The 6,988-nt window shown below is 67.8% G+C and carries 11 protein-coding genes and 1 tRNA gene; 4 read left to right on the top strand and 8 right to left on the bottom strand.

From position 1 onward, the window contains the following. Nucleotides 1-114, top strand: coding sequence for an ATP-binding protein (locus tag EV645_RS43325; RefSeq protein WP_242000142.1), 114 nt, complete (start codon nucleotides 1-3; stop codon nucleotides 112-114). Between the two features lie 304 nt (nucleotides 115-418). After that, nucleotides 419-700, top strand: a complete 282-nt coding sequence (locus EV645_RS01610) for a hypothetical protein (protein ID WP_130438950.1) — start codon at nucleotides 419-421, stop codon at nucleotides 698-700. Nucleotides 701-714: 14 nt separating this feature from the next. Here the strand turns inward: EV645_RS01610 and EV645_RS01605 are convergent. From EV645_RS01605 to EV645_RS43085, 6 genes are all read right to left on the bottom strand, one after another. Then, a tRNA-Ala gene (locus EV645_RS01605) sits at nucleotides 715-790 on the bottom strand. Nucleotides 791-1,353: 563 nt separating this feature from the next. Further along, nucleotides 1,354-1,998: a histidine phosphatase family protein gene (locus EV645_RS01600; protein WP_130438948.1), complete on the bottom strand. Its 645-nt coding sequence runs from the start codon at nucleotides 1,996-1,998 to the stop codon at nucleotides 1,354-1,356. Beyond that, entirely contained in the window at nucleotides 1,995-2,429 is a 435-nt protein-coding gene (rsfS, locus tag EV645_RS01595; RefSeq protein ID WP_242000140.1) for a ribosome silencing factor, read from the bottom strand. The genes EV645_RS01600 and rsfS overlap by 4 nt, the downstream gene beginning before the upstream one ends. A 7-nt stretch (nucleotides 2,430-2,436) precedes the next feature. Then, nucleotides 2,437-3,048: a nicotinate-nucleotide adenylyltransferase gene (gene nadD / locus EV645_RS01590; RefSeq protein ID WP_130438946.1), complete on the bottom strand. Its 612-nt coding sequence runs from the start codon at nucleotides 3,046-3,048 to the stop codon at nucleotides 2,437-2,439. A gap of 21 nt (nucleotides 3,049-3,069) precedes the next feature. After that, entirely contained in the window at nucleotides 3,070-3,228 is a 159-nt protein-coding gene (locus EV645_RS42100) for a hypothetical protein (protein WP_198681415.1), read from the bottom strand. Between the two features lie 76 nt (nucleotides 3,229-3,304). Then, nucleotides 3,305-3,433, bottom strand: a complete 129-nt coding sequence (locus EV645_RS43085; RefSeq protein WP_267901740.1) for a hypothetical protein — start codon at nucleotides 3,431-3,433, stop codon at nucleotides 3,305-3,307. A 143-nt stretch (nucleotides 3,434-3,576) separates the two neighbouring features. On the opposite strand from EV645_RS43085, the gene EV645_RS01585 reads away from it, so the two are divergent. Then, nucleotides 3,577-4,035 carry an Lrp/AsnC family transcriptional regulator gene (locus EV645_RS01585; protein ID WP_130438944.1) on the top strand — a complete coding sequence of 153 codons (459 nt, stop codon included), beginning with the start codon at nucleotides 3,577-3,579 and terminating at the stop codon, nucleotides 4,033-4,035. Here the strand turns inward: EV645_RS01585 and EV645_RS01580 are convergent. Continuing rightward, nucleotides 3,959-5,170, bottom strand: a complete 1,212-nt coding sequence (locus EV645_RS01580; protein ID WP_242000139.1) for an MFS transporter — start codon at nucleotides 5,168-5,170, stop codon at nucleotides 3,959-3,961. The genes EV645_RS01585 and EV645_RS01580 overlap by 77 nt on opposite strands. Nucleotides 5,171-5,252: 82 nt before the next feature. On the opposite strand from EV645_RS01580, the gene EV645_RS01575 reads away from it, so the two are divergent. Further along, nucleotides 5,253-6,116: a winged helix-turn-helix transcriptional regulator gene (locus EV645_RS01575; RefSeq protein ID WP_130438942.1), complete on the top strand. Its 864-nt coding sequence runs from the start codon at nucleotides 5,253-5,255 to the stop codon at nucleotides 6,114-6,116. Here the strand turns inward: EV645_RS01575 and EV645_RS01570 are convergent. Then, entirely contained in the window at nucleotides 6,103-6,987 is an 885-nt protein-coding gene (locus EV645_RS01570; RefSeq protein WP_130438940.1) for an alpha/beta hydrolase, read from the bottom strand. The genes EV645_RS01575 and EV645_RS01570 overlap by 14 nt on opposite strands. Nucleotide 6,988 lies beyond the last annotated feature (1 nt).

Below are 6,988 nucleotides of genomic sequence, written 5' to 3'. Positions count from 1 at the left end.
ATGATCGACCGACTCGTCCACCACGCCGACGTCATCGCCCTCAAAGGCGACTCCTACCGCCTCAAGAACCACAACCTCGGCCGGATCCCCACACCGACCGACGACCAACCATGACAACCAGCAGGGGGTCCACTTTCAACCGCCGCAAAGGGGTCCGTTTTCAACCGTCGTTGACAAGTGCCCGCACAAACGATCCGCGTCCCTGACTTCCCGGCAATCCGCGTACCGCTCAAACCTCCGGCAACGGTTATGCCGACCCGCGTGGGACGGCATCGACACGAAGAACCCTTCGTCAACTCGACAGGCGCCGGCGATTCTGTCGAGCTTCCGATTCGACGAACGTCTGCACACCCATGCGACCTGGCCGGCAGAGGACGGCATCTCCCAGGTCGCTCGTCGTGCTCAGCTCGGTCACAAGATGAAGGGCATGGGCCGTGTGTACGCCTACGTCACGCTCGAGATGGAGCGGCAGATCGTAGAGGCGATGGAGGAACGCTTCGCCATCTCCGTACTCGCACTTTACGAGGACTACCGAGGCAAGCTCCTCGGCGGGGTGCCCGTCATCAAGGACACGATCGAGAAGGCGCATCGCCACGCTGAGATCCTCGCGGCACGGCCCGTGGGAGGCGAGAGGTTCTCCCAAATCTCTCCCACTGACCCCACCAACGAAAACAGGCCAGGAGGCGAAAATATCTCCTGACCTGCGGTTACTGCTGGTGGAGCTTAGGGGATTCGAACCCCTGACCTCTTCCATGCCATGGAAGCGCGCTACCAACTGCGCCAAAGCCCCGCGGTGTCTTGCGGACTCCGGAAGTTTAGCGGATGGGGGGCGGCAAAGAAAAATCGGTTGGCTCGTGGGGCTGGTGAGGTGCGCGACAGCCGACTTGCTCTCCTTTGAGGGGCTTGTTGGGCGGCCGCTCACGGCTGTCTGTACGCCGAGCACAGTGCCTGGTGTCACGCTCTGCACGCACGAAGGCGGCCTGACGACTGCACCGTCTGCAGGCGGTATTGCATGCGGTGTCACACCAGCCCTCTACCGCCACCGATAAGCACACCGCGACGGTGCAGTCGCCCTCCGAACGAGCCCTACGCCGGCGGAGCCGGCCAACAGAGCAGCCGCCGCGAAGCGGTGACCCTTCCGGACGGGCACCAGAGCAGCAGCCCCGCGACGGTCCAGTCGACCGCCGAATGAGCCTGGCGCCGGCGGAGCCGGACAACAAGACAGTCGCCGCGAGGCGGTGTTCTTCTGGGCGGGCGCCCCCGATCAGCACGCCGCGAAGATCCAGTTGCCCGCCGAACACGTGCCGTGCCGGCGGAGCCGCCAACAAAACAGTCGCCGCGGAGCGGTGTCCTTTACTTCTGGGGGTCGTCGCTCATGACTGGTTCGGGGAGGGAGCCGGCGTTCCATTCTTCGATTCGGTAGCCTCGGCGGCCGTTCAGGAGGGAGACCCAGTTGCAGTTGGCTAGGCCTCCGAAGGCGGGCCAGTTGGTTTGGGGGATGCCGAGGAACAGGCAGATGCCGACGCGGGCGGCCAAGCCGTGGGTGGCTATGACGATCGTGTCTTCGGAGGTGCCTTCCTCCGAGATGCGCTGGAGGGCGCCGCTGAAGCGAGCCGCGACTTCTTCGATGGTTTCGCCGTTGGTGCCGCGGCGTTGGGGTTCGCCGCTGAGCATGCGGGCGGCGGCTTCGGGGTTGATTGCGGCGAGCTCGGACGAGGTGAGGCCGGCCCAGTCGTCGACGTCGATCTCGCGGAGCGCTTCGTCGTACTCGATCTTGAGGCCGGTGAGGGCGGCGAGTTCACCGGCGGTGGCGACGGCTCGTTGGAGGTCGCTGGCGAAGAGCCTGGTCGGCGCCAGGGCGGCCAGGCGGGCGGCGGCGGAGCGGGCCTGGGACAGGCCGACTGTGTCCAGTGGGATGTCGGCCTGGCCTTGGATCTTGTCCTGGAGGTTCCACTCCGTCCGGCCGTGCCGCCAGACGATCAGCCGGCCCGCGGTCATTCGGCCGAAGCCGAGCCAGGCAAAGCCGAGCCCGGGACCGCCGGGCCAGGGCTCCCTAGAGCTCCAGGGACGGGCGACGGCAAGGCGATGACCGGGCAGTCGCGCCACAGACGCTCGAGGGAGTAGAAGGCGCGCTCCTCGTCGTGCTGGACGTGGATGACGATCTCGAGGTAGTCGAGCAGTACCCAGCGGCCCTCGCGGGCGCCTTCGCGGCGTACCGGCTTGGCGTCGAAGTCGACCCGCAGCTTCTCCTCGACCGCGTCCACGATCGCGCGGACCTGGCGGTCGTTGGAGGCGGAGGCGACCAGGAACGCGTCGGTGATCGCGAGCTGCTCGGACACGTCGAAGGCGAGGACGTTCTCGGCCTTCTTGTCGTGGGCTGCTTCCGCAGCCGCGGTCAGCAGCTCGATAGCGCGTTCACTGGCAGACATACAGGTCCTAACGGTTGGTGTAGAGCTCACGCTTGGCGATGTACTGGACGATGCCGTCGGGCACGAGGTACCAGGTCGGGTTGCCCTTGGCGACCCGGGCGCGGCACTCGGTCGACGAGATCGCCAGCGCCGGCACCTCGAGCAGGGTGATCCGGTCCATCGGCAGCTGGTCGAGCGGCAGTTCGAGGCTCTCTGTCCCCGGCCGGGTGCAGCCGACGAACTGGGCGAGCTTGAACATCTCGTCCACGTCCCGCCAGGTGAGGATCTGGGCGAGCGCGTCGGCACCGGTGATGAAGAACAGCTCGGCGTCCGGATACAGCCTGGACAGGTCGCGCAGGGTGTCGATGGTGTACGTCGGACCCGGCCGGTCGATGTCGACCCGGCTGACCGAGAACCGCGGGTTCGACGCGGTCGCGATCACGGTCATCAAGTACCGGTCCTCGGCCGGCGAGACCTTCTTGTCCGACTTCTGCCACGGCTGGCCGGTCGGAACGAAGATCACCTCGTCGAGATCGAAGTACGCCTGCACTTCGCTGGCCGCGACAAGGTGGCCATGATGGATCGGGTCGAACGTGCCACCCATCACACCGATGCGTCGTACCCGCTCCACAGAAGCCACGTCAGCCCTTCACGACAGCCGCTAGCTGTGCGGCCGGCCCTTACCCATGATGACGGTGACGAGCAGCAGCAGGAGAAGCACGAACAGCGCGAACCCGCCGTACCACCACTTCGAGATGTGTGACGCCTCGACGGCGGCCGTTTCAATGGCCGCCACCTGCGGCACGAGGATCGAGAACATGATGCGAAGCCTATCTCGTGACCGCCCCGACAACAGCGACCGGTGGCCCCAGGAGGGCACCGGTCGCGTGAATAGGTCAGCTGTGGCGGACGTGACGGGTCAGCAGCCGGCGCCAGGCAGACGGTACGGCGTGGGCGCGGCGGGCCTGCGCTGCGACGCGGTGCCGCTCGTCGATGTGGGCACGGGCAACTTCGGGGGTGATCATGTTTCCTTCACTGGGTTGGTACGGCGGAGCTGGGGCGGACGACCCCAGTACCGCCAATTGTACGGTTTGAACTACGTTGTCACAAACGAATTAAAGGCCCGAAACATTCCAGACCTTAGAATCTGCGGTGAACAGGAGGCGTCATGGACGCGATCGACCGGCAGCTGATCGAGGCGCTGCGGCTGAACGGCCGCTCCAGCTGGGCCGAGCTCGGCCGTGAGGTCGGCCTGTCCGGCCCGAGCGTCCAGGAGCGGGTACGGCGGCTCGAGGAGCGCGGCGTGGTCCTCGGGTACCGCGCGGTGGTCGCGCCGGACCAGGTCGGGCTCGGGACCAGCGCGCTGATCGGCCTGTTCCAGCGCGACGACGTCGAGACCGACGACATCGTCGAGCAGGTCCGGGACATCGTCGCCGTCGAGGACTGCTGGTTCGTGGCCGGCGACCAGGAGCTCGTGGTCAAGGTCCGGGTCGCGGATGTCACCCAACTCGAGGCGGTCGTCGGCTCGCTGCGGCGCGTCAACGGCGTGGTCAGGACACGGACGACTGTCGTCCTCTCGACCCGCTGGGAGGGCCGGCCGGCTCCGCTTCCCGATCAGCCGGCCTGACCTGCGACTGGACGATGGCCGCCACCACGGCCAACCCGGCCGCGACCGGGAAGAGCGCTCCCGGGACGTGCTGGTACGCCGACCCGCCGAGCGCCGGCGCGAGGAACATGCCGCTGATCGACGCAGCGGCGTACAGGCTGGAGTACCGCCCGACCATCCCCTCCGGCGCCGCGTCGGCGACATGCGCGGTGGCGGTCGGTTTGTAGAGCATCTCCCCCGCCGTGATGACGACGATCGCGAGCATCGCCCCGGCAAGCGCCGGCCAGACGCCGAGGATCGCGAGCCCTGCGCCGACGAGCGCGAAGCCGACTGCGATCACCCGGGTCGCGCGGTGGGCCTGGAGCCGTACGGCGAGCGGCGCCTCGAGGAGCACGATCACGACGGAGCTGACGCCGATGAGTACGCCGTACGCGACGGCCGGCGTACCCGCATCGCGGAGGAGCAGCGGCATCGTGGCGAAGATCTGCCGGTAGACGGTGTCGACGACCACGATTGTTGCCAGCAGCACGAGCACCGAGCGATCGCGGGTCAGTGCACGCCACACGCCGTTGACGCGGACGGACGCCGTACGGCGGGCCGCGGGGACGAAGCGCCAGATGACGGCGGCCATGACCAGGCTGGTCACGGCGTCGACGAGGAAGACCAACGAGAAGTTGTACGCCGCCAGCAGTCCACCGAGCGGCGGGCCGATGGTGAAGCCGGCGTTGCTCGCCGTGCGGGACAGGGCGATTCCCTCGCGGCGGCGTTCGGCCGGGAGCGCGGTTGCGACCAGCGCGCTGAGGTTTGGACGGCTCGCACCGCCGCACAGGCCGGCGAGTGCGGCGACGACACCGATCCAGGAGGTGCCGACCAGCGGCATCACGCAACAGGTGACGACCCATGCGAGCTGGCTGGCGACTGCCGCCGTACGTAGCCCGAAGCGGTCGCCGAACCAGCCGCCGCCGAGGTTGCCGCCGAGCAGCCCGACGCCGTACGCCGCTGCCGCGAACCCGGCCTGTTGCGCCGACATGCCGCGGTCCTCGACCAGGTAGAGGGTCAGGTAGATCCAGGCGAGGGCGCCGGCGGAGCTGACGAGTTGGCCGACCATGACGGCCTTGAGCCAGGTGGGCAGGTCCGCGATCCGGCGCCAGTACATGCTTGCCCTCCTGTAGTAAGTTCCTAACAGGAACCTACTCGGACGGCTAGCGTGGTGGCAACCGGAATCGAAGGAGTACGTCGTGCGGCGGAGCACCTTCTCGCCCGAGCCGGACTGTGCGATCGCGCAGTCCCTCGGCGTCATAGGCGACGGCTGGGAGCTGCTGATCGTCCGCGATCTGGCCCGCGGGCTGGAGCGGTTCGACCAGCTCGCCGAATCGCTGCATATCTCGCGGAAGGTGCTGACCGAGCGCCTCAACGATCTGCTCGAGAGCGGGATCGTCTCGCGGTCGGCGTACCAGGAGCGGCCGACTCGGTATGCGTATCGCCTCACTGAACGCGGGCGGGCGTTGCTGCCGGTGCTCGTCGCGCTGCAGGACTGGGGTGATCGGTGGCTGCTCGGCGATGGGTCTCTGAGCGGCACTAATTCGGAGGACGAGCCGCCGGCGCATCGCTTGCACGAGCTGGTGGGTCAGCGGGTGCCGGACGTCGCTCTGCCGTCGATAGCTGGTACGACGGTTGACGTGGTGGACGCGGATGCGCGGGCGACCGTGCTCTTCGGGTACCCGGCGACTGGGCGGCCGACGCCGTTGCCGGACGGGTGGAACGAGATCGCTGGGGCTAGTGGGTGCACGTTGGAGAATCGGCTGTTTGCTGGGCGGTACGACGACTTTGCGGCTCGCGGGATCGCCGTACGAGGGGTGAGCACGCAGCGGACTGACGAGCAGCAGGCGTTCGCTCGGGCGGAGGAGATTCCACACCTGCTGCTGTCGGACCTCGACCTGGAGCTGGTGGCGGCGTTGCGGTTGCCGACGTTCCGGGCGGGTGGGTACGAGCGGTTGAAGCGGGTCGTTCTGGTGATCGGCGGCGATCGGGTCGTGCAGGCCGTGCGGTATCCGGTGGTTGATATCGCGGATGCCGTCGAGTGGGCGCTCACGACTGCTTGAAGAAGGCCTTCACCTCTTCGGCGATCCGTCGCACGGCCTCCGGCTTGCCGGTCGGGTTGACGCCGCCGGGGTCCGAGGACGAGCCGTGGTCATAGCCGTCGAACTCGATGCGTCGGCAGTGCGGCAGCACCTTCTCGAGCGTGGCGCGGCCGGGCTTGAGACCTGGGAGACCTTTCGTGCCACCCAGGAGAAGTACGTCGGCGTCGAGGGCGCGGAAGTTGTCGAAGGAGCCGCCGAGCTCGGCCACGATCGTGCCTTCGGCGTGGATCGTGGGGGCGAGCTGGCGCATGGTGATGGTGCCGGCCGGGGCTTGCCGCTCCTCCTTGGCCATCATCTTCTCGGTCATCTTGCGGAGCAGGCCGCGGGGTATGACCTTGAGGAACGCCGGGGCCATCTCGAAGCCGAACATGCTGGTGACCATGCCGCCGGCGAGGTCGCCGCGGGCGATCTCCTGGTCGAAGCGGACCAGCCACTCGCGGTGCGGGGCGCCGTCGGCGACTATCGCGGGCTCGTAGAGTGCGATCTGCTTCAGGGGGAGGGTGCGGGCCGCTTCGAGGACGACCGCTCCCCCGGCGCTGACGCCGAACGCTCGGTCTGCGCCGGCCGCGGTCAGGACTGCTTCGAGGTCCTCGACCTCGGTGCGGACCGTGTGATCTGGGCGTTGCGGTCCGGAGAGTCCGCGACCACGGCGGTCCGGCAGGTAGACGGTGAAGTCTGACGCCAGCGCCTCCGCGAGGAGCGTGTGACTGCGAGCGGACTCCATGCTGCCGTGGAGCACGACGACGGCGGGGCCTTGGCCGGTCTTGTAGTAGCCGATCTCGGTGCCGTCGTGGGAGGTCACGGTGCCTTGGGTGAGTTCTGCGGTCTTCATG

Source organism: Kribbella rubisoli, assembly GCF_004217145.1.
Classification (GTDB): Bacteria; Actinomycetota; Actinomycetes; order Propionibacteriales; family Kribbellaceae; genus Kribbella; species Kribbella rubisoli.
Note: the sequence above shows the minus strand (reverse complement) of the source record. Positions and strands in the feature narration are given on the sequence as shown.

Excerpts from the sequence above, each read along its gene's own strand:
- EV645_RS01570 (WP_130438940.1), bottom strand. The coding sequence starts at position 6,987 with ATGAAGACCGCAGAACTCACCCAAGGCACCGTGACCTCCCACGACGGC.
- EV645_RS01610 (WP_130438950.1), top strand. The coding sequence starts at position 419 with ATGAAGGGCATGGGCCGTGTGTACGCCTACGTCACGCTCGAGATGGAG.
- EV645_RS43085 (WP_267901740.1), bottom strand. The coding sequence starts at position 3,433 with ATGATCACCCCCGAAGTTGCCCGTGCCCACATCGACGAGCGGCACCGC.
- EV645_RS01600 (WP_130438948.1), bottom strand. The coding sequence starts at position 1,998 with ATGACCGCGGGCCGGCTGATCGTCTGGCGGCACGGCCGGACGGAGTGG.
- EV645_RS42100 (WP_198681415.1), bottom strand. The coding sequence starts at position 3,228 with ATGTTCTCGATCCTCGTGCCGCAGGTGGCGGCCATTGAAACGGCCGCC.
- EV645_RS43325 (WP_242000142.1), top strand. The coding sequence starts at position 1 with ATGATCGACCGACTCGTCCACCACGCCGACGTCATCGCCCTCAAAGGC.
- EV645_RS01585 (WP_130438944.1), top strand. The coding sequence starts at position 3,577 with ATGGACGCGATCGACCGGCAGCTGATCGAGGCGCTGCGGCTGAACGGC.
- rsfS (WP_242000140.1), bottom strand. The coding sequence starts at position 2,429 with ATGTCTGCCAGTGAACGCGCTATCGAGCTGCTGACCGCGGCTGCGGAA.
- EV645_RS01580 (WP_242000139.1), bottom strand. The coding sequence starts at position 5,170 with ATGTACTGGCGCCGGATCGCGGACCTGCCCACCTGGCTCAAGGCCGTC.